We start from the raw sequence: 19,509 nt of genomic DNA on the forward strand, positions 1-19,509 counted from the left end.
TTATACTTGGCGGCTTGTCCCCATATAACGGATGAGGCCGAGCGCAAATGGACTGTGCAATAAGCGTGCAAAACCACCCCTCCGGTTTGACTTGCCGCAAGTATTGACACGATTCCGCTTGACGCTGGGTAAGGTTTTTGTAATTTTACAACCAACCTTTTATTCACTAACAAATAGCTGGTGGAATATATGACTATCAAAGTAGGTATCAACGGTTTTGGCCGTATCGGTCGCATTGTTTTCCGTGCTGCTCAAGAGCGTTCTGACATCGAGATCGTTGCAATCAACGACCTGTTGGACGCAGAGTACATGGCTTACATGCTGAAGTATGACTCTACTCACGGCCGTTTCAACGGTACGGTAGAAGTTAAAGACGGCCACCTGGTTGTTAACGGCAAAACCATCCGTGTTACCGCAGAGAAAGACCCGGCTAACCTGAAGTGGAACGAAGTGGGCGTTGATGTGGTTGCTGAAGCGACCGGTATCTTCCTGACCGACGAAACCGCACGTAAACACATCACCGCCGGCGCTAAAAAAGTGGTTCTGACTGGCCCATCCAAAGATGCGACCCCAATGTTCGTTCGCGGCGCCAACTTTGACAAATATGCCGGCCAGGACATCGTGTCCAACGCCTCTTGCACCACCAACTGCCTGGCGCCACTGGCTAAAGTCATCAACGACAACTTCGGTATCGTTGAAGGCCTGATGACCACCGTTCACGCCACCACCGCGACTCAGAAAACCGTTGATGGCCCGTCTCACAAAGACTGGCGCGGCGGCCGCGGCGCATCCCAGAACATCATCCCTTCTTCTACCGGCGCAGCGAAAGCGGTTGGCGTGGTTCTGCCAGAGCTGAAAGGCAAACTGACCGGCATGGCGTTCCGCGTACCGACGCCTAACGTGTCCGTTGTTGATCTGACCGTGCGTCTGGAAAAACCGGCTACCTACGAAGAAATCAAGAAAGCCATCAAAGACGCCGCTGAAGGCTCTATGAAAGGCGTTCTGGGCTATGTTGAAGACGACGTGGTTTCCACCGATTTCAACGGCGAAGTGCTGACTTCCGTGTTCGATGCCAAAGCCGGTATCGCACTGAACGACAACTTCGTGAAACTGGTTTCCTGGTACGACAACGAAACCGGCTATTCCAACAAGGTTCTGGATCTGATCGCTCACATCTCCAAGTAATGGCATGATGTTAAGCTGATAATGAGGGCGACATTTTTGTCGCCCTTTTTTTACCCGTCATCTTTCGAGTCACCGCGTTGTTGGCTGCACACGCTCACCCCAGCCACTTACTTCGGTAAGCTCCTGAGGGTTCCTGTGCTTGCCGCCTGGCCGTGACCCGAAAGCTATAGGTTTCTTTGTATCTCCGGCAAACAATAGGTCATGAAATGAACGAGAAAATTTTCACCCTGCCCGTTTCCGAACAGATTTCTCCTTATATCAGCCAGCGGCAACTCGATGAGTTGGGCGTGGTTGTGGTGTCGCACCCGAAAGTGCGCGCGGCGGTCGCGCTGCAAGGCGCGCATTTGCTGGCCTGGCAACCTAGCGGGGAGCAGCCGGTGATTTGGCTCAGCAACAATACGCCTTTCGCCAAAGGCAAGGCCATCCGCGGCGGCGTGCCGATCTGCTGGCCGTGGTTCGGCCCGGTGGCGCAACCCTCCCACGGCTTTGCCCGCAACCAGCCCTGGAGTCTGACGGCGCACGATGAAGATGACAACGGCGTCATCCTGACCTTCACGCTGAAAGACAATGAGCAGACCCGCAAACTGTGGCCGCACGCCTTCACGCTGATTGCTCGCTTCAAGCTGGGTGAAGAGTGCGAAATCGAACTGGAATCGCACGGCGATTATCAAGCCACGGCGGCGCTGCACAGTTACTTCCAGGTCGGCGACATCGATCGGGTCAGCGTGGCGGGTCTGGGCGAGCCTTATATCGACAAGGTGGCAGGCGGCGCAGAGGCGCACCAGACGGGCGAAGTGACCTTCGTCGGCCAAACCGACCGCGTCTATACCCGCCCGGAAGCTTTCAGCCAGATCCGCGATCCGGCGCTCGCTCGCACCATCGAGGTTCACCACCATCATATGAGCGACGTCATCGCCTGGAACCCCGGCGTGGAACTCTCCTGCAGCATGGGGGATATGCCGAACGACGGTTACAAGACCATGGTCTGCATCGAGACAGGGCGCGTCAGCAAACCGCTGGTCGCTGCCGGCGAGCAACCCGCCCGTTTGGGAGTCACCTTCCGCAGCCGTAAGAAGGCCTGAGGAACCGTGCGCGGAAGCGCACCACTGATGTGCAAAAGGGGCGCCGGCGCCCCTTTTTGATGCACGCCATGCACGATAACCGTGCAATGCGTGATTAGAAGGTGTAGCTCACACCCGTCATCAACAAACCGGTGTAAGATTTATCCACCATCGGGCTGTCTTTCACTTCATCCGACAACTTCACATAGCGGCCGACGAAGAAGGCGTTCCAGCTTTTGTTGATCTGATAATTGGCGCTCAATTCGAGATACGGGGCCCAGCTATCGCCAGGAGTGTAGCTGTCCAGGCCGCTGCGGCGTGATTCATTGGCGCTGACGCCGTAGTAATATTTGTTCTGGTTCTTGCTGTTCCACATCACGCCCACGCCCGGGACCAGCGTCAGCGCGTCCAGATCAAACTTGTACAGATAAGCGACATCGCCCACCAGCCCGTTGCTGTTGTTCAGCGTGTCGCCGGTGAAAGTGGTACGAAGGGTGCCCCATTCCGCGTTGTGCGAATAGGCCAGGCCGGCCATCAGCGTGCCGCGACGCTTGTCGAGGCGCTTCATGCGATCGTCGTCGCTGTCGCCCGGACGGTAGCCCCATGGCGTGTAGTAACCCATGATGCTCAGCTGGTTTTCTTGATCTTTCCACAGGTAGTAACCGGCGGTCAGAGTACGGAAGTAGAAGTCGTCACCTTCATAGTCGATGACGGGCACCGGATAAACGCGGTCCTGATAACCGCGATACGCGTCCGGACTAACCAGCGCGGCAGCACCGAGTGACCAGGTCCCTGCCTGAGCACTTTGCGCACAAACCATTGCGGAAGCGATAATTGCTAGCGTTTTGAGTTTTGAAATCTTCACTGGTTCTTTTTCCATAAATTACAGGGTTAATAGCCGCGATAGTTTATGTGAAAATTTAGTTGCGTGCCTAATCTTTACAAAGGAAAACGACCAAGATCGAATAACTTATAGCGGAATTATGAATTAATCATGGCGGAACGATGACGTTTTATCCCGCAGGCCGCGCCAGACAAGGCATTTGGCTTCCACGGTAATAACTGAGTCATTGATATGACTTAAAAAAAGCTTTTTCTGCGGCAGGAAATTTTCCGGCAAGCAAACTAAGCTTAAATCAGAAGGTGAATTTATCCTGGGCCCAGTGGCATACAGCGCAACTCGCGATAATAAGCGCACCAAGTTGGCATACGGGTTGCTGTACTCAGGCGTATTCTCATCTTTCGGGAGCCAGAACACTATCACACGCTCTCTTTAACCTGTGCTAATAACGAAAGGACGGGCATCATGAACATATTTGACCACTATCGCCAGCGCTACGAAGCTGCCAAGGACGAAGAGTTCACACTGCAGGAATTTCTTACCATTTGCCGGCAAGATCGCAGTGCCTATGCCAACGCGGCCGAACGTCTGCTGATGGCTATCGGTGAACCTGTGATGGTCGACACTGCGCTAGAATCACGCCTGTCGCGCCTGTTCTCCAACCGCGTGATCGCACGCTATCCGGCCTTCGAAGAATTCTACGGCATGGAAGAGGCCATCGAACAGATCGTCTCTTACCTGAAACACGCCGCGCAGGGCCTGGAAGAGAAGAAACAGATCCTTTACCTGCTGGGCCCGGTGGGCGGCGGCAAGTCCTCACTGGCAGAACGCCTTAAAGCGTTGATGCAGCGCGTGCCCATCTACACACTCAGCGCCAACGGCGAACGCAGCCCGGTCAACGACCATCCGCTGTGCCTGTTTAATCCGCAGGAAGATGCCACGATCCTGGAAAAAGAGTTCAACATCCCAAGTCGCTATCTCGGCACCATCATGTCGCCGTGGGCGGCGAAGCGCCTGCATGAGTTCGGCGGCGACATCACCAAGTTTAAAGTCGTGAAAGTGCGCCCTTCCATTCTGGAACAGATCGCCATCGCCAAAACCGAGCCGGGCGATGAGAACAACCAGGACATCTCCGCGCTGGTCGGTAAAGTGGACATCCGTAAACTGGAGAACCACGCGCAGAACGACCCGGACGCCTACGGCTATTCCGGCGCCCTGTGCCGCGCCAACCAGGGGATTATGGAATTCGTCGAGATGTTCAAAGCGCCGATCAAGGTGCTGCATCCGCTGCTGACCGCAACCCAGGAAGGCAACTACAACGGCACCGAAGGCATCTCCGCCCTGCCGTTCAGCGGCATTATTCTGGCGCACTCCAACGAATCCGAGTGGGTGACCTTCCGCAACAACAAGAACAACGAAGCATTCCTCGACCGCGTGTACATCGTCAAGGTGCCTTACTGCCTGCGCGTGTCGGAAGAGATCAAGATTTACGACAAGCTGCTGGACCACAGCGAGCTGACTCACGCGCCCTGCGCGCCGGGCACCCTCGAAACGCTGGCGCGCTTTAGCGTGCTGTCGCGGCTGAAAGAGCCGGAAAACTCGAGCATTTACTCGAAAATGCGCGTGTATGACGGCGAAAGCCTCAAGGATACCGATCCGAAAGCCAAGTCCTATCAAGAGTACCGCGACTACGCCGGGGTTGACGAAGGCATGAACGGCCTCTCCACCCGTTTCGCCTTTAAAATCCTCTCGCGGGTATTCAACTTCGATCACGCCGAGGTGGCGGCCAACCCGGTACACCTGTTCTATGTGCTGGAGCAACAGATCGAGCGCGAACAGTTCCCGCAGGATTTGGCCGAGAAATACCTCGAACATCTGAAAGGCTATCTGATTCCGAAATACGCCGAGTTTATCGGCAAAGAGATCCAGACCGCCTATCTGGAATCCTACTCGGAATACGGACAGAACATTTTTGACCGTTACGTGACCTACGCGGACTTCTGGATCCAGGATCAGGAGTATCGAGACCCCGACACCGGTCAGCTGTTCGACCGCGAGTCTTTGAACGCCGAACTGGAGAAAATTGAAAAACCGGCCGGTATCAGCAACCCGAAAGATTTCCGTAACGAAATCGTGAACTTCGTGCTGCGCGCCCGCGCCAACAACAACGGCCGCAATCCGAACTGGACCAGCTACGAGAAGCTGCGCACCGTGATCGAGAAGAAAATGTTCTCCAATACCGAAGAGCTGTTGCCGGTGATTTCGTTTAACGCCAAAACGTCGACGGACGAGCAGAAAAAACACGACGACTTCGTCGACCGCATGATGGAGAAAGGCTATACCCGCAAGCAGGTGCGCCTGTTGTGTGAATGGTATCTGCGGGTCAGAAAATCCTCATAACGCCTCAGGTAAGCGGCATTATCAGGGCCATGTCCACAGTCATGGACGTTGCAGCGCAGCCCAAGGAGGGGCTAACACATTGCGCTGTCGCGACCGGGACATGAAGAGTTGGCAACGTCGTTTGGGGGAAGTATGGCCTATTTCATTGACCGGCGGCTGAACGGCAAAAACAAGAGCATGGTGAACCGCCAGCGCTTCTTGCGCCGTTACAAGTCGCAAATCAAACAGTCGATTGCCGAAGCCATCAACAAGCGTTCGGTCACCGACGTAGACAGCGGGGAGTCGGTTTCCATCCCCACTGACGATATCAACGAACCGATGTTTCATCAGGGGCGCGGCGGCACACGCCATCGCGTTCACCCTGGCAATGACCACTTCGTGCAGAACGATCGCGTTGAGCGGCCTCAGGGCGGCGCAGGCGGTGGCGGCGGCCAGGGCAACGCCAGCCAGGATGGTGAAGGCCAGGATGAATTCGTCTTCCAAATCTCCAAAGACGAGTACCTCGATCTTTTGTTCGAGGATCTCGCCCTGCCCAATCTGAAAAAGAATCAGTACAAGCAGTTGACCGAGTTCAAAACCCATCGTGCTGGCTATACCGCCAATGGCGTGCCGGCCAACATCAGCGTCGTGCGTTCGCTGCAGAACTCGCTGGCGCGACGTACCGCCATGACCGCCGGTAAAAGACGCGCGTTGCACGAGCTGGAAGATGCGCTGAACCAGTTGGAAAATACCGAGCCGGTGCAATTGCTGGAAGAGGAGCGGCTGCGCAAGGAAATTGCCGAACTGCGCAAGAAAATCGAAAGCGTGCCGTTTATCGATACCTTCGACCTGCGCTACAAAAACTATGAGCGCCGGCCGGAGCCCTCCAGCCAGGCGGTGATGTTCTGCCTGATGGACGTGTCCGGCTCGATGGACCAGGCGACCAAAGACATGGCCAAGCGTTTTTACATTCTGCTCTATTTGTTCCTGAGCCGAACCTACAAAAACGTCGAGGTGGTCTACATTCGCCATCACACCCAGGCGAAAGAGGTGGACGAACAGGAGTTCTTCTATTCGCAGGAAACCGGTGGCACCATCGTTTCCAGCGCGCTGAAGTTAATGAATGACGTAGTCGAAGAGCGTTATGACCCGGCGCAATGGAATATCTATGCCGCGCAAGCGTCGGACGGCGACAACTGGGCCGACGATTCACCGCTGTGTCATGAGCTGTTGGCGAAAAAGATCCTGCCGATGGTGCGTTATTACAGCTACATAGAAATCACTCGCCGCGCTCACCAAACGCTGTGGCGCGAATACGAGGATCTGCAGGCGAAATTCGACAACTTCGCCATGCAGCATATCCGCGAACCGGACGATATCTATCCGGTATTCCGCGAACTGTTCCGTAAGCAGACCGTGTGAATAACGCCGCGTGAATGTCACCACAGCCGGAAAGCGCCGTTTTCCGGCTGTTTCTTTTTCGCATTATATATTTGCAAAACCAATGTTTATTTTTTAAACAATGACAACAACAATAATAAGTCAGATTCCCCAGAACGGTCCTCTCTATTATTTGTTCTTCTGAGGTTATTCCTAAACATCCGCCTCTGCCCCCGCACGGCTTGATAGGAATATTCCCATTCAGTTATCGTTACCCCATCGCTTAAGTCTCTTCCTAAGCGAAATTTGCCTCATTTTATTTTTCTATGGCTTCTCAGCCCGCTGCGGCGGGCATTTACCTGTCAGCAGGTTAGACATCATGATCGACTACACCCTCTATGGCCTCAACAAGCACGATGTTGATGAATACCATAAGCAAATATGTTGCCTGCTCGGCAAAAACGTGCTGCTGGTGTTGACCGCCAACAAGCCGATAACCAAACAGAACCTGCTCGCCAGCCTTATCAGGGAGATAGAAAAGCAGCCCGATGATTATTTTCAGCGGCTGCATCGCGCGGCGATAGAAATGATCGGCGTTAACGGGCGCTAAGGCGATATGCGTAAGGCAGACCTCTACGCCATTATTGCCGCCGCCGTCGTGTTGATGATGCTGTTATAGCGACATCAGCGCCTATCCCTAATTAGCGCCTATTACGCCGGCGCTTTCGTCCGGCGTAATAGGCAGCGAAGGGATAATCTGCCGCAGGATGTCACCTTTTAGTCCGGAGAACCTTCCTGCCCCTGCTTTATTTCAAACCGGCCGCTTCGTCAATCAAACTCGCCACCTCATCGGCATGGGAAACCAGCGAGGCATGGCTGGCATTCAGCACCATCACTTTCTTGGCCTGCAGCCGCTGCGCCATGCGCCGCTGATTCTCCGGCGCTATCATGCGATCGTCGCTGGAAAGTTGATACCATGACGGCTTATGTTTCCAGGCGGGTTCGCCGATGGTGTTGCCAAAGGTATCAGCCAGCGGAGCCTTCTGCGCCACCGCCATCACCAACGCCTCGTCGCCGGTCAGATCCTGGCAAAAGCTTTCGTGAAACTTGTCGGTTTTAATCCACAGATAACCGTCGCTGTCCGGGGCCAGATTCTCGACTGCCGCAGGAGGATGCGCTTGCGTAATACCGCCGGCACTTTCACCAGCATCCGGCGCAAATGCGGCGATGTAGACCAGGCCAACCACGTTAGGCTGGTTGCCCATTTCCGTGATCACGGCACCGCCGTAAGAGTGCCCGACCAACAATACCGGCCCCGCTTGCTGCGCGACCATCTTGCGCGTACGTTCCGCATCCTCAGCCAGCGACGTCAACGGCATTTCCACCGCATGAATCGCCGTATATCCCCTGCGCGACAACTCGATGATGACCTTACTCCAGTGCGCGGCGCCGCCCCAGAATCCGTGTACCAGCACGATAGTTGGTTTTGTGCTCATTGCCGACTCCTTCATCTCATAGGAAAACGCCGCAGGCAGATGAACGGCCCCTTAAGGGGCGGGTCTGGCTGCCTTCGACGCCACGCGGTCCCTATTTTATATAGTCAGACTCATGGCGTTCAGCAATAACGACGACGAGTTAACGCCCCCGATTTTCCACCGCCGCCACGGCTTATCGAAGCGGCTTACGCCGCAAGGCCGGGAAAAAAAAGGATTAAAACTAGGATTTTTACCCATACCGATCTAAAATTTCGCGCAAAAACAAAGAGAAGTAAATTGGTCCACCGGGAAAAGGAATGAAGTTGTGAAGGAAATGATCTCCATCGTTTTTATGGCATGCCTGCTGGCGCTGCTGTTTTCGTGGCTGTTCGTCTACGGTCTTAACATTCATTAACCCCGTAACGACAACCATCCCCCTCCCAGGCGGGCAAGCGGCGCATCGCGACTGATGCGCTAAAACCGGCACCTGAAGGGTTCACGTACCGTCAAAACCCGACGCCACCTCACCTTAGACTTGCTGTCCGCAAATACATCATTAGTTTTTATGAGTCATAACCCCACCGCGTTTCCCCCCTTCACCGACTCTTTTACTGCTCAGCGGAGTTCACCCCAGAAGGAAGACTTGCCTGACGCAAAATGTTACCGGTAACTATGCTGTTGATTTCTTTTGGCAATAAACGCAAAGCCGCTAATAACCCTACGTTCTTTATAGAAATAAATTATGCATACTTATGGATAAAGGTTTGAATAAAGGGCCTTTGGTCATTGATTATCCCCGGCCAAGCTCCTAGAATTCGCGCGTAAAAATACAACTGGGATCGGGTTTCATGTCGCCGCTGTGGGTTGCAACGCAATACTGTTATTTTATTGGTCTGTTAGTTTCTATGGTTTTCACCTACCTGGTTAGCCGGGACACCGTCAAAATTCGCTGCATCAGCGCACTGACCATCGGGTTAACCTGGCCGTTGAGCCTGCCGGTGGTGTTGCTGTTTTCGCTGTTCTAACGCCCCAATGTCGCGCGGTGGCTTTTAAACAGTCATGTTAATGAAAAGAGGCTGACCACCGGCGTCATGGTTTTTGGCGTGGGATAAAAAAGTGCCAGCGCAAGGCTGGCATGAAAATTGGAAGCAATGTGAGCAATGTCGTGCCGGATCGGGGGGCACAGAAGGAGACAACCCTTTTCCCCTCACCGGTGAATCAAATGATAATACGTCTCATTATTGAATGTAAAGTCATTTCCCTACGCAACTTTTCCCCTTTGGGAAACTATCAGCCGCGCGGCGATCGCCAGCGCTGATACAATCGCCCCGCCCCCCACACCAGCAGCCAGAGCAAAGCATTCAACCCCAACCACAGCATCAGCAAGTAGAAGAAAGTCTGATAACCGGGTATGCCCCGATCGGCCAAAAACGGGTTGAAGTGAAAAAATTTGACGATCGCGAACGGATTAAGATTGAAACGGTTGAACACGGCCGCTGTCAGCAACGGTGGCAACAGCGTATAAAACGCCAGGCTGAACAGCAGCAGGATTTTTGTGCCCGAAGTGTTTTTATAATCTTTCATATCAATAAATTATATCTATCATCATAGTGCAAAAACCGCCAGGCATTCGTACGCCAATCGACCCCGCGGGCGCTAAAGAGTTCCAGGCCAACGCGGAAATAAAGCCGATCCCGCGTTTAATTGTCATTTAGCGCTCGGGTGATATATACCCTGTGGATTTTAAATTACGATGTCGCCGCGCCGTCTTCAACCACAGCGTTTACATGGCATCATCAGGAGGCATTAATGAAACCGGACGCACTCTCCCTGCCGCCGAACCCGAAAAAGCTCAAGGTCATCTACGGCTGGTACATTTATGTGATCTATATCCTGCTGGTTTTCAATATTTATATGGCGGTCTACAACGTCTGCGTTCGGCACCCGATCGAGGCTCCGCTGTTGTCGCTGTTTCACAGCCTGTTTCTCGCGTTGATGCTGCAGCAGGTGCTCAAGAAGAACGTCGTTTTCGCCTGGATCTTGCTGAGCTATTTTATTCTGATGCGCCTGTATTACGCCAATGTGCTGCATGTTGAGTTCACGCTGGTGAGCCGTTGCCTGGTGCTGCTGATTCTGACGCTGCTGCTGACCGGCGCCGTGGCCGTCGGGCAACTGGCCACGCCGCCGCAGCGGCATGACTGGCTGGCGCGGCTGGGCTGGCGGCAATGGGGGGCGCTCACCGCGCTGGCGGCCATCCTGACGCCGCTGATTACCACCGACTATCTGGGATAAACTGGGGCTATTTGGGAATATGAGGTTCGGAAATGTCTACGACACGGCATATTTTGGTGTAGTTACCCGCCTTCTCACAGATCTTGTCCGTGACGAACATGCTAAGGTAGCCCAGCAACAGCAAGTAGCCGGCCATGCACAGAATAAAGATAAGCGTTCTCACCGATAGCGACCAACCTGACAAGAGTATCACGAGCATCATAACCTGAACGAGGCGCTTTAAAAGGATTTCATGTGCGCACCGGCCGCATCGGCACACGTTCTGTAGTAACATTAAGCCACCACGCCCACCACCGGAAACGCCGATGCACCATCTGATGTTAGACATTGAAACCCTGGATATAAAACCCAGCGCCGTCATTCTGGTGGTTGCGGCGGTGTTTTTCGATCCCCGAACCGGGGAACTAGGCGCCGAATTCGAAGCCGCCGTCAGCAGCCAGAAAGACCAACCGGGCCGAACCATCAGCCTTGACACGGTCGCCTGGTGGGCGAAACAGTCCGATGAAGCGCGCAAGCAGGCCTTCGGCGGCACCGAGAGCCTGAAGCGCGTGCTGAGCAGCCTTAGCCGCTTCATCCATATGAACAGCACCGACACGGTGAAAGTCTGGGGCAACGGCAAAGAGTTCGACTGCGCGATCCTCGAACACGCCTTCCAGCAGCTGGAAATGCCCTGCCCGTGGAAATTCTGGGATACCCAGGACGTGCGCACGGTGATCACGTTGGCGGAACTGCACGGCTTTAACCCGAAAAAGGCCCGCCCGTTCGAAGGTATGCCGCATCGGGCGCTGGATGATGCTCGCCACCAGGCCCGTTATGTGGCCGATACCGTCTCGGCGCTCTATTACCGCCAGGGGGCGCAGCGCTGACCCGCTTTGCCCCTTTTCATTTGCCGCCAGAGTCTCTACTCTAGCCCTCTTTGTCACTCGGACGTGCCTTTCCTGTTATGCAAAAGTTTCTGTTTATGCTTCTCAGCCTGGTGCTGCTCGGTCCATTAGGCATCGATCTTTATCTGCCGACTATTCCCGCTATTGCCGTCGGTCTGGGCAGCAGCGAAGCGCTGATCCAATCCACCATATCGCTATTTATTCTGGTGCTTGGCCTCGGCCAGGTCATTGCCGGCCCACTGGTGGACAACTATGGCCGCAAACCGGTGGCGCTGGCCGGCATTATCCTCTACATGATCGGCGCCGCGATGGCGGCGCTGGCCACCAGCCCGACGATTTTCATCGCTTCGCGTCTGCTGCAAGGGGTGGCGGTTTGCTGCACCGCCGTCGTCGCCTTCAGCGGCGTGCGCGATCGCCTGAATGGCGACGACGCCGCCCGCGCTTTCGGCTTTCTTAACGGCACGCTGAACATCATCCCGGCGCTGGCGCCGCTGCTCGGCGGCCTGCTCGCCGAAGCCTTCGGCTGGCGCGCTCCCTTCTGGTTCCTGGTCGGCTACGCGCTGCTGGTGTTGGCGCTCATCGCGCTGCGCCTGCCGGAAACTCGCCCTGCCGACACCGTGCCGGTCAAGGGGTTGCCGGTGCGTCAATACGCGCGCATCCTCAGCGAACGGCGTTTTCTCTCCTTTGCGGTGGTGAACTCCGGGGCGATGGGCATGGCGCTGACCTACGTTTCTCTGGCACCGAACGTGCTGATGGGCACCGCTGGCCTGACACCGCTGCAATTCTCGCTGGTGTTCGGCGCCAACGGTTTCTGGATCATGCTGGTCAGCTTCTTCGCCAACCGCATCATCCACAAGGTCGGCCGCCCGGTTTGTCTGGCGACCGGCGGCATTTTGATGGGGCTGGGCTGTCTGGGTCTGCTGCTGGGCGTCATGCTGCTGCCCGCGACGGCGCAAGCGCACTGGCTGGCGTATATGCTGCCAGTCGCCAGCGCCTGCGCCGGATTGGCATTCGTGATGGGCCCGGCCACCAGCTACGCGTTGGAACCCTACTCCAATGAGGCCGGCGTCGCGTCCGCGCTGGTCGGTTTCGTGCAGATGGCGGGCGGCGCCGCGCTGGGTCTGGTGGCGATGGCGTTGCCGCTGCAACCCAAGCTGTCGCTGGCGCTGGTGATGCTGGCGGGCTGCCTGCTGGCGCTGCACGCGCGGCGGCTCAGCAAGCAGATTAAAGGGCAGATCAGAAAAGTCGCCTGAGCCCCGGCTCAGGCTTCGGTGGCGACCGGCACTCGCGCCGCTAAAGCCGACAGCAGCTCATAGCCTAACGTCCCTGCCGCCGTGGCCACCTCATCCACCGGCAGACGTTTCCCCCACAGCTCCACTTCGGCGCCCAGTTCGACTTGCGGACAGGGTGTCAGATCCACCGCCAGCATATCCATCGATACCGTTCCCAGGGTGCGCGTCAGCACGCCGTCAACCCATACCGGCGTACCGGTCGGCGCATGACGCGGATAGCCGTCGGCGTAACCGCAGGCCACCACACCGATACGCTGTGCGCCTGCGGCGCTGTAACGGCCACCGTAACCCACACGATCGCCAGACTTCAGCTGCTGAATGCCGATGATTTCACTGCTCAGCGTCATCGCCGGCTGCAGCCCCGTCGCCGCAACGTCATTCCAGCAACCGCTCGGCGAAGCGCCATAGAGAACGATCCCAGGACGGACCCAGCTGCCGTGGGTCGAAGGGTGCCACAGCGTGGCGGCCGAGTTGGCCAGGCAGCGCGGCAGCGGTATATCGGTAGCCGCCGCCTCGATGGTAGCCATTTGCCGGGTCACGCCTTCAGGGCCGTCGGCGGTGGCGAAGTGGCTCATCAGCGTAAGCTCGGCAATGTTGGCTACCGCCTGCGCCCTGCGCCACACCTCATGCAGCCGCTCGGGTGCGAACCCCAGCCGATTCATGCCACTGTTCACTTTCAGATAGACATTGAGCGGCGCGTTCAGCGTGGCGTCGGCGATCGCCGCCAGCTGCCAGTCGCTGTGCACCGCCGTCGTCAGGCGATAACGGTCGAGCAACGCCAGATCCTGCGGCTGGAAGAAGCCTTCCAACAACAGGATAGGCCCTTGCCAACCCGACTCGCGCAGCAGCACCGCTTCGGTCAGATCCAGCATGGCGAAGCCGTCGGTTTGCGCCATGCTGCGCCAAACGTGTTTGATGCCGTGGCCATAGGCGTTAGCCTTGACCACCGCCCAGACTTTGGCGCCGGGGGCGAAACGGCGCACCACCTGCAAGTTATTTTCAATCGCGCCGAGATGCATCGTGGCGGTTATGGGACGGGGCATCGCTTCTCCTTGGGGCAGCGTACGGCGGCCACGCGCGCCTGCGCGTGGCCGGGAAAGTCTATGACAGCGTCGACGATTAACGTGCGGGATGCACGTCGTTCAGCGGAACCGCGTGTTGCTGACGAAACCCGGCGCTGTAACGCGCCACCGCCAGGTCATCGGAAGGGATCGCCGGCGTAATGCCGGACATCAGATCGGACAACAACTGCCCGGAGCCACAGGCCATCGTCCAGCCCAACGTGCCATGCCCGGTATTGAGATACAGGTTCTTCAGCGAGGTGCGGCCGACAATTGGCGTGCCGTCCGGCGTCATCGGCCGCAGGCCGGTCCAGAACGTCGCCTCTTCCACTCGGCCGCCGTTCGGGTAGAGGTCGCGCACCACCATTTCCAGCGTTTCGCGCCGTTTTTGCTCCAGCTGCGTATTGAAACCGACGATCTCCGCCATGCCGCCAACGCGAATGCGCTGGTCGAAGCGTGTGATGGCGATTTTATACGTCTCATCCAATACCGTAGAGAACGGCGCCGCCGCTTCGTCGGTGATAGGAATGGTCAACGAATAGCCCTTCAGCGGGTAAACCGGAATGGACACCAGGCCGCGCAGCAGCGCCGTGGAGTACGAGCCGAACGCCACCACATAGCTGTCGGCCTTGAACACTTCCTCGCCGCACTGCACGCCGGCGATCTTGTCGCCCTCCACCAGCAGACGATCGACGCTGCGGTTGAACAGGAAAGTGACGCCCGCCTGCTCTGCCATCTTCGCCAACTGTTGCGTAAACAGCTGGCAATCGCCGGTTTCGTCGTTCGGCAACTGCAGGCCGCCGGTCAGCTTGTGCGCCACCTGCGCTAGCGCCGGCTCGACGCTGCCGAGTTGGCCGGCTTCCAGCAATCTGTAAGGCACGCCGGCATCTTCCAATACCGCAATGTCTTTCGCGGCGTTTTCGAACTGTTGTTGAGTGCGGAACAGCTGCAGCGTGCCGCCCTGGCGACCTTCGTACTGGATGCCGGTTTCCTGACGCAGCGCCTTGATACAATCGCGGCTGTATTCCGCCAGACGCACCATGCGGCCTTTGTTGGTCATGTAGTGTTCGGTGTTGCAGTTCTTCAACATCTGCCACATCCAGCTCAGTTGGAAGCTGCTGCCGTCGAGGCGGATGGCCAACGGCGCATGGCGCTGGAACATCCACTTGATGGCCTTCAGCGGCACGCCCGGTGCCGCCCAAGGTGCGGCATAACCCGGTGAAATCTGCCCGGCGTTCGCCGCGCTGGTTTCCAGTGCGGGGCCTGGCTGACGATCGATCACCGTCACCTCATGCCCCGCCTTCGCCAAATACCAGGCACTGGCTACGCCCACCACTCCACTACCTAAAATTACCACTCGCATCGCTGACTCCAGCTCAAGGCTTCACAAAGCATAATCTTCTGCTCACAGGAAATTAACTCAGTGAAAAAATCCGTCCAACAACTTCGTCATCAAACGTGACAATATTCACAATTAATTTATCGTCGATGAGCCATGCATTTGCAATAGCCGTCTGCAAATAGCGATAAGATGCGGTTTAGAGGGGATTATGGCGTCATACCGCCACTGAATTGACATCAACGCTATCAATGATAGCACTCAAAAAAGGCGTGATAAGTAACATTGATTTAACAGAATATAAAAATACCAGCCAACAATTAAACAGAATAAAAACCCAATAAAATAAAAAATACCAACATAACAAACAAAGAGAGCCTCCTCCCTCCGCAGCAGAAAAATCGCGCAAAATTTCAGCTGCCGTTAACCTTGCTTTCACTACTGGAATAAAACACCCGAGCCCTTAGCCCGCCCGCTTATGTTGAACGCTGTAGCACGATATGAACGTTAAAGCCAGAAGCAGCGCCTAAAGTTCACACTATCGCTATTGTGGAGAACGCCTTATGTTCATCGCCATTTACCAGTTTTCAGTCAAACCCGGACACGAACACGCCTTTCGCCAGGCTTGGCTAGCGTTGACCCAAGGCATCTATCTGCAGCGCGGCAGCCTCGGCTCGCGCCTGCATCGGGATATGGGCGGGCAGTTTATCGGCTATGCGCAATGGCCAAGCCGAGTCGCATGGGAAAGCGCCGGTGATATTCAATTGGATGAACGCTACCGGCAAGCCCGGGAACGAATGCGTGCGACCTTGTTGGCAGATAAAACGCTATTTGAAATGGAAGTGACGGACGATTACCTGCAAATCAGACCGTTTGACTGAGCACAAGCCCACACAGGCGGGATTGTGGTTGCGGGAGCGAGCAGCATCAATGATGCAGCATCTCATCCACGACTTCTTTGGTTTGCAGTTGGAATGGGTAGTAAGTCGGCCAGTTATCCATCTCTTTCAGCAACGCTTCCTGCGACGTGTTGCCCATAAAGATATGGAAATGCGCCGATTTGCGCGGGCCGATAATGTGATCGCTGAACTGCACGAATTTCGGCGCCAGGCTGCCGGCATCCTGGCATTCAAACAGATAACGCACGCCCTTTTTACCGGAAACATACGTCAGGATCTTATGCCCGGCGTACTTATACTGACAGGCGCTGGATTGGTCACCGCGGTGAAATTCCATGACGCCGTTTTCAATGCCGATGGTATCTACATCGGTGGCGTACCCTTTGCGGTAATACGCCTTCACTTCGGCGAAGGTCTTGCGCTTGTCCTGTGCCGCTTTCTTCTTGAACACCGGGTCAAGATCCCCATTGAGCAGATAGGGATACACGGATTGCCACACCCCCTCCCAATCCGCCAGGTTGCGATCTTTGACGTCCTTATCGTCGAATACACCCGCCTCCGCCTTTTTTTCCACCTCCGTCAGCGGCTTGCCGTGTGAATGATGCCCATGGGCGCACGCCTGCCCGCTGATAAACAGCGCGGCCAGCGCCACCGCCAGTTTGCCAAAATGCCTCGCCAAAATGCGCTCCTTGTCCGTTACCATGAAAATTAAAAGTTACAATATAACATAACAATTTTCAATCCTTGTCGTGCAACAGGCATTGTGTTGCGCCCCCCTGCCGCAGGGTTATACTCGAAGAGGGAATGCGGTGCCGCGCCGCCTTCTGCCGGGACGGGCGCCGGATCGACCGCCGTTCGCTCCTTTGCGTACCGGCATTTTTATTTCACTGATTTGCAATGGTTAATTATGACTTGAACTATGCTTGTTACAGGGTCTGTCGTTTGAGCAAGACCCGTGAATAATGAGGGTGCGCTGATGACTACTTCAACACATGAAAAGGTTAAGGATGATAAACGTCTGAGCGATGGACCGGACTGGACGTTCGAACTGCTGCAGGTGTATTTGGAGCAGATTGACCGCGTCGCCAAGCATTACCGACTCGACACTTACCCCCATCAGATCGAGGTGATCACCTCCGAGCAGATGATGGACGCCTATTCGAGCGTCGGCATGCCGATCAACTATACCCATTGGTCCTTCGGCAAGAAGTTCATCGAAACCGAACAGCGCTACAAACAGGGCCAGCAAGGGCTGGCGTATGAAATCGTCATCAACTCCAATCCCTGCATCGCCTACCTGATGGAGGAAAACACCATCACCATGCAGGCGCTGGTGATGGCGCACGCCTGCTATGGCCACAACTCGTTCTTCAAGAATAACTATCTGTTCCGCAGCTGGACCGACGCCAGCTCCATCGTCGATTATCTGCTGTTCGCCCGCCACTACATCAGCCAATGCGAAGAGCGCTACGGCGTCGATGAAGTGGAGCGACTGCTGGACTCCTGCCACGCGCTGATGAACTATGGGGTCGACAGGTACAAGCGCCCGCAGAAAATCTCCCTGGTGGAAGAGAAAGCGCGCCAGAAAAGCCGCGAAGAGTATCTGCAAAGCCAGGTGAATACGTTATGGAAGACCTTGCCACGCGTCGAACGTGAAGAGTCGCCGGAGCAGGCGCGCCGGTATCCGAGCGAACCGCAGGAAAATATCCTCTATTTTATCGAAAAGAATGCACCGCTGTTGGAACCCTGGCAGCGTGAGGTGTTGCGCATCGTGCGCAAAGTCAGCCAGTATTTCTACCCGCAAAAGCAGACTCAGGTGATGAACGAGGGTTGGGCCACCTTCTGGCATTACACCATCCTCAACCATCTGTACGACGAGGGCCGAGTGACAGAGCGGTTTATGCTGGAGTTTTTGCACAGCCACACCAACGTGGTGTATCAGCCGCCGTACAACAGCCCGTACTATAACGGCATCAACCCTTATGCGCTGGGCTTCGCCATGTTCCAGGACATCAAGCGCATCTGCCAATCGCCGACCGAAGAAGACCGCTACTGGTTCCCGGACATCGCCGGAAAAGACTGGCTGGAGACATTGCACTTCGCCATGCGCGACTTCAAGGACGAGAGCTTTATCAGCCAGTTCCTGTCACCCAAAGTGATGCGTGATTTCCGGTTGTTCACCGTGCTGGACGACGATCGCAACAACTATCTGGAGATTGCCGCGATCCATAACGAAGCCGGTTACCGGGCGATCCGCCAGGAGCTGTCGGCGCAATACAACCTGAGCAACCATGAGCCGAACATTCAGATCTGGAACGTGGATCTGCGCGGTGACCGCTCGCTGACATTGCGTTACATCCCGCAGGAACGCGCGCCACTGGATAAGAGCCGCCGCGACGTGTTGAAGCACCTGCATCGCCTGTGGGGCTTCGACGTGATCCTCGAGCAGCAAAATGAAGACGGCAGTGTAGAGTTGCTCGATCGCTGCCCGCCGCGGCCTACGCCGCTGTAACCGCCGCAACGACAAAGGGCGCCAAAATGGCGCCCTTTCTTTTTCATTGACTCGCGATTAACGGCGCGCTTCGGTCAGATCGCTCGGCATGGTGCCCTGCATGCTCTGCCAAATCGCCCCGCTGTCCTTACCGTAGTTGCGCACGGTGTCCATCACCTGGTCGTACAGCTTCTCATGGCACAGCGTGGACAGCTTGCTGTAGAAGGTCAGCGCCAGCTTGCGCGCTTCCGGGTTGGAGAAGTAGTAACGGCCCACGCGGGTGTACAGCCCTTTCAGACCGTTGAAGATCAGGCCGTAGATCGGATTGCCGGAAGCGAACGCCAGACCGCGGAAGATCTCGTAATCGAGCAGATTGAAAGCGTCCGCCTGATCTTCAACCTCGGCGGCCTTCGCCAACACTTCCTGGGCCTGCTCCGGATGATTGCGCACCGCGGCGCGAATAAAGATCGACGCGATATTGGTGCGCACGGACAGCAGGTTATCGATCAGCTGAGGGACGCTTTTGTGATCGAGACGAGCCACCGTCTCAAGGATATTGAGGCCGGACGTTTCCCAAAAATTGTTCACTTTGGTCGGTTTGCCATGCTGAATGGTCAACCAGCCATCGCGGGCCAGACGTTGCAACACTTCACGTAACGTGGTGCGCGTGACGCCAATCAACTCCGAAAGCTCACGCTCCGCGGGCAAAATAGAGCCAGGGGGGAAGCGATTATTCCAAATACTCTCAATAATGTACTCTTCCGCGAAACCGGCAGGACTCTGCGCCTTTATGACCATGTGTTTGACGTTCCGTTGCGACGATAAAATCAGTAAAAGTAATCAGCTCATCATACCAGATCGTGCTGACATGACATAGCGTGAGCGAAAAACAATAAACGAAAGTGTGCATAACGTGGCAAAAAACGAGCA

19 protein-coding genes are annotated in these 19,509 nt (G+C 55.8%); 11 read left to right on the forward strand and 8 right to left on the reverse strand.

The features are described 5' to 3' along the window. Positions 1-189: 189 nt before the first annotated feature. Together gapA and IT763_RS12980 are read left to right on the forward strand one after the other, a co-directional pair. Positions 190-1,185: a glyceraldehyde-3-phosphate dehydrogenase gene (gene gapA / locus IT763_RS12975; RefSeq protein ID WP_016927474.1), complete on the forward strand. Its 996-nt coding sequence runs from the start codon at positions 190-192 to the stop codon at positions 1,183-1,185. Positions 1,186-1,391: 206 nt separating this feature from the next. Further along, positions 1,392-2,267: a D-hexose-6-phosphate mutarotase gene (locus IT763_RS12980; protein WP_016927473.1), complete on the forward strand. Its 876-nt coding sequence runs from the start codon at positions 1,392-1,394 to the stop codon at positions 2,265-2,267. 94 nt (positions 2,268-2,361) lie between these two features. Here the strand turns inward: IT763_RS12980 and IT763_RS12985 are convergent, their stop codons facing one another. Both IT763_RS12985 and IT763_RS12990 read right to left on the reverse strand, forming a co-directional pair. Continuing rightward, positions 2,362-3,126, reverse strand: coding sequence for a MipA/OmpV family protein (locus tag IT763_RS12985; protein WP_015378103.1), 765 nt, complete (start codon positions 3,124-3,126; stop codon positions 2,362-2,364). A 108-nt stretch (positions 3,127-3,234) separates the two neighbouring features. Continuing rightward, positions 3,235-3,510 (reverse strand): hypothetical protein, encoded by a 276-nt coding sequence (locus IT763_RS12990; protein WP_153297016.1) that lies wholly within the window; start codon positions 3,508-3,510, stop codon positions 3,235-3,237. Between the two features lie 42 nt (positions 3,511-3,552). Here IT763_RS12990 and yeaG point away from each other — a divergent pair, with 42 nt between their 5' ends. The 3 genes from yeaG to IT763_RS13005 all read left to right on the forward strand — a co-directional run bounded on the left by yeaG (position 3,553) and on the right by IT763_RS13005 (position 7,456). Next, the gene (gene yeaG, locus IT763_RS12995; RefSeq protein WP_016927472.1) at positions 3,553-5,487 is read left to right on the forward strand and encodes a protein kinase YeaG; all 1,935 of its coding nucleotides are present in this window, start codon (positions 3,553-3,555) and stop codon (positions 5,485-5,487) included. A gap of 132 nt (positions 5,488-5,619) precedes the next feature. Then, positions 5,620-6,888: a YeaH/YhbH family protein gene (locus tag IT763_RS13000; protein WP_016927471.1), complete on the forward strand. Its 1,269-nt coding sequence runs from the start codon at positions 5,620-5,622 to the stop codon at positions 6,886-6,888. Positions 6,889-7,225: 337 nt separating this feature from the next. Then, positions 7,226-7,456: a hypothetical protein gene (locus tag IT763_RS13005; protein WP_164053086.1), complete on the forward strand. Its 231-nt coding sequence runs from the start codon at positions 7,226-7,228 to the stop codon at positions 7,454-7,456. A gap of 196 nt (positions 7,457-7,652) precedes the next feature. On the opposite strand, the gene IT763_RS13010 is transcribed toward IT763_RS13005, so the two are convergent. Next, entirely contained in the window at positions 7,653-8,342 is a 690-nt protein-coding gene (locus tag IT763_RS13010) for an alpha/beta hydrolase (RefSeq protein WP_016927470.1), read from the reverse strand. A gap of 827 nt (positions 8,343-9,169) precedes the next feature. Here IT763_RS13010 and IT763_RS13015 point away from each other — a divergent pair. After that, on the forward strand, positions 9,170-9,346 hold the full coding sequence (locus tag IT763_RS13015) for a GhoT/OrtT family toxin (RefSeq protein ID WP_015378105.1): 177 nt from the start codon (positions 9,170-9,172) through the stop codon (positions 9,344-9,346). Between the two features lie 265 nt (positions 9,347-9,611). Here IT763_RS13015 and IT763_RS13020 read toward each other — a convergent pair whose 3' ends face one another. Further along, the gene (locus IT763_RS13020) at positions 9,612-9,905 is read right to left on the reverse strand and encodes a hypothetical protein (RefSeq protein WP_016927468.1); all 294 of its coding nucleotides are present in this window, start codon (positions 9,903-9,905) and stop codon (positions 9,612-9,614) included. Positions 9,906-10,130: 225 nt separating this feature from the next. Between IT763_RS13020 and IT763_RS13025 the strand changes: the two genes are divergently transcribed. The 3 genes from IT763_RS13025 (at position 10,131) to IT763_RS13035 (ending at position 12,750) form a co-directional block, all read left to right on the forward strand. Beyond that, a complete protein-coding gene (locus tag IT763_RS13025; RefSeq protein WP_033640110.1) occupies positions 10,131-10,613 on the forward strand; it encodes a hypothetical protein in 483 nt (160 codons plus the stop codon). A gap of 305 nt (positions 10,614-10,918) precedes the next feature. Next, the gene (locus IT763_RS13030; protein WP_004932251.1) at positions 10,919-11,479 is read left to right on the forward strand and encodes a 3'-5' exonuclease; all 561 of its coding nucleotides are present in this window, start codon (positions 10,919-10,921) and stop codon (positions 11,477-11,479) included. 77 nt (positions 11,480-11,556) lie between these two features. After that, complete coding sequence (locus IT763_RS13035; protein ID WP_016927465.1) at positions 11,557-12,750, forward strand: multidrug effflux MFS transporter; 1,194 nt, start codon at positions 11,557-11,559, stop codon at positions 12,748-12,750. Between the two features lie 8 nt (positions 12,751-12,758). Here the strand turns inward: IT763_RS13035 and dadX are convergent, their stop codons facing one another. Beyond that, on the reverse strand, positions 12,759-13,832 hold the full coding sequence (gene dadX, locus IT763_RS13040) for a catabolic alanine racemase DadX (protein ID WP_197758336.1): 1,074 nt from the start codon (positions 13,830-13,832) through the stop codon (positions 12,759-12,761). 76 nt (positions 13,833-13,908) lie between these two features. After that, complete coding sequence (locus IT763_RS13045; RefSeq protein ID WP_028127472.1) at positions 13,909-15,213, reverse strand: D-amino acid dehydrogenase; 1,305 nt, start codon at positions 15,211-15,213, stop codon at positions 13,909-13,911. A 539-nt stretch (positions 15,214-15,752) separates the two neighbouring features. Between IT763_RS13045 and IT763_RS13050 the strand changes: the two genes are divergently transcribed. Next, a complete protein-coding gene (locus IT763_RS13050; protein WP_016927462.1) occupies positions 15,753-16,070 on the forward strand; it encodes an antibiotic biosynthesis monooxygenase in 318 nt (105 codons plus the stop codon). Positions 16,071-16,116: 46 nt separating this feature from the next. Here the strand turns inward: IT763_RS13050 and zinT are convergent, their stop codons facing one another. Then, positions 16,117-16,767: a metal-binding protein ZinT gene (gene zinT / locus IT763_RS13055; protein ID WP_016927461.1), complete on the reverse strand. Its 651-nt coding sequence runs from the start codon at positions 16,765-16,767 to the stop codon at positions 16,117-16,119. 297 nt (positions 16,768-17,064) lie between these two features. Here zinT and IT763_RS13060 point away from each other — a divergent pair, with 297 nt between their 5' ends. Then, positions 17,065-18,600 (forward strand): SpoVR family protein, encoded by a 1,536-nt coding sequence (locus IT763_RS13060; RefSeq protein ID WP_016927460.1) that lies wholly within the window; start codon positions 17,065-17,067, stop codon positions 18,598-18,600. A 57-nt stretch (positions 18,601-18,657) separates the two neighbouring features. On the opposite strand, the gene fadR is transcribed toward IT763_RS13060, so the two are convergent. Continuing rightward, complete coding sequence (gene fadR / locus IT763_RS13065) at positions 18,658-19,377, reverse strand: fatty acid metabolism transcriptional regulator FadR (protein WP_025303107.1); 720 nt, start codon at positions 19,375-19,377, stop codon at positions 18,658-18,660. Positions 19,378-19,509 lie beyond the last annotated feature (132 nt).

Source organism: Serratia sp. CMO1 (assembly GCF_015689115.1).
In the GTDB taxonomy this organism is placed as follows: Bacteria; Pseudomonadota; Gammaproteobacteria; order Enterobacterales; family Enterobacteriaceae; genus Serratia; species Serratia marcescens.

Bases quoted from the DNA above. Each gene is read 5' to 3' on its own strand.
- gapA (WP_016927474.1), top strand. From the start codon at position 190: ATGACTATCAAAGTAGGTATCAACGGTTTTGGCCGTATCGGTCGCATT.
- IT763_RS12980 (WP_016927473.1), top strand. From the start codon at position 1,392: ATGAACGAGAAAATTTTCACCCTGCCCGTTTCCGAACAGATTTCTCCT.
- IT763_RS12985 (WP_015378103.1), bottom strand. From the start codon at position 3,126: ATGGAAAAAGAACCAGTGAAGATTTCAAAACTCAAAACGCTAGCAATT.
- yeaG (WP_016927472.1), top strand. From the start codon at position 3,553: ATGAACATATTTGACCACTATCGCCAGCGCTACGAAGCTGCCAAGGAC.
- IT763_RS13000 (WP_016927471.1), top strand. From the start codon at position 5,620: ATGGCCTATTTCATTGACCGGCGGCTGAACGGCAAAAACAAGAGCATG.
- IT763_RS13005 (WP_164053086.1), top strand. From the start codon at position 7,226: ATGATCGACTACACCCTCTATGGCCTCAACAAGCACGATGTTGATGAA.
- IT763_RS13010 (WP_016927470.1), bottom strand. From the start codon at position 8,342: ATGAGCACAAAACCAACTATCGTGCTGGTACACGGATTCTGGGGCGGC.
- IT763_RS13015 (WP_015378105.1), top strand. From the start codon at position 9,170: ATGTCGCCGCTGTGGGTTGCAACGCAATACTGTTATTTTATTGGTCTG.
- IT763_RS13020 (WP_016927468.1), bottom strand. From the start codon at position 9,905: ATGAAAGATTATAAAAACACTTCGGGCACAAAAATCCTGCTGCTGTTC.
- IT763_RS13025 (WP_033640110.1), top strand. From the start codon at position 10,131: ATGAAACCGGACGCACTCTCCCTGCCGCCGAACCCGAAAAAGCTCAAG.
- IT763_RS13030 (WP_004932251.1), top strand. From the start codon at position 10,919: ATGCACCATCTGATGTTAGACATTGAAACCCTGGATATAAAACCCAGC.
- IT763_RS13035 (WP_016927465.1), top strand. From the start codon at position 11,557: ATGCAAAAGTTTCTGTTTATGCTTCTCAGCCTGGTGCTGCTCGGTCCA.
- dadX (WP_197758336.1), bottom strand. From the start codon at position 13,832: ATGCCCCGTCCCATAACCGCCACGATGCATCTCGGCGCGATTGAAAAT.
- IT763_RS13045 (WP_028127472.1), bottom strand. From the start codon at position 15,213: ATGCGAGTGGTAATTTTAGGTAGTGGAGTGGTGGGCGTAGCCAGTGCC.
- IT763_RS13050 (WP_016927462.1), top strand. From the start codon at position 15,753: ATGTTCATCGCCATTTACCAGTTTTCAGTCAAACCCGGACACGAACAC.
- IT763_RS13060 (WP_016927460.1), top strand. From the start codon at position 17,065: ATGACTACTTCAACACATGAAAAGGTTAAGGATGATAAACGTCTGAGC.
- fadR (WP_025303107.1), bottom strand. From the start codon at position 19,377: ATGGTCATAAAGGCGCAGAGTCCTGCCGGTTTCGCGGAAGAGTACATT.